The organism is Winogradskyella undariae, from assembly GCF_013285155.1.
Classification (GTDB): Bacteria; Bacteroidota; Bacteroidia; order Flavobacteriales; family Flavobacteriaceae; genus Winogradskyella; species Winogradskyella undariae.
Window position 1 is genome coordinate 1 of record NZ_JABTEL010000054.1, and the last position, 753, is coordinate 753.

The window sequence follows — 753 nt, forward strand, 5'->3', positions numbered from 1 at the left end:
CTGGTAATGTCAGTTCTTTTTCAACCGATATAGATGGTATCTATTCTGTTATAGTAACTAATGTTGATACTAATTGTTCTAGCAATAATGCTTCAGGAATGTTAGATTATTTTTCTGATTTTGATTTTACAATTGAACAATATTGTGATCAAAATGATTTTATTTTAGAAGTTGTACCTATAAATAATTCCTTTAGTATTCAAGATTCAAGTTTTATTTGGCAGCTAAACAATTCTAATATTATTGAAAGTGATTATATGATTAGCCTAAGCTCATATTTAAATTTCACTTCAGAAATTGAAGAATTACCTTTAAACATAAGCGTAAGTGTAACCACAAAAAATAATTGCACAAAAACTGGCTCTTTATTAATTGAGCAAGTTTTTTGTTCAATACCACAAGGTATATCACCAGACGATAATGGAAAGAATGATTTTTTTGATTTATCGTTATTAGGTATAAAAAAACTAGAAATTTTCAACAGATGGGGGACTAGTGTATACCAAAAGAACAATTATACAAATGAATGGCATGGACAGTCTAATTCTGGAAACAAATTACCAACTAGCACATATTTTTATATAGTAGAATTTAAAAATAACTCTAAACCTATATCTGGTTGGGTTTATTTAAATAGATAATGAATTAAAAATAATCGCGAAAATTAATACTATTTACAACAAAGTACTGTGGTAAAAAACAAGTAAAAACTTATTAATTTATTGCTAAAGTACTTCTGTAATTATTATCATA

At 26.0% G+C, this 753-nt stretch carries 1 protein-coding gene; it reads left to right on the forward strand.

All coding sequences use genetic code 11. The features are described from left to right. Positions 1 to 641: T9SS type B sorting domain-containing protein (locus HSX10_RS18635; RefSeq protein WP_173589763.1), on the forward strand; the 641-nt coding region annotated here is incomplete at its 5' end. Between the last annotated feature and the right edge of the window lie 112 nt (positions 642 to 753).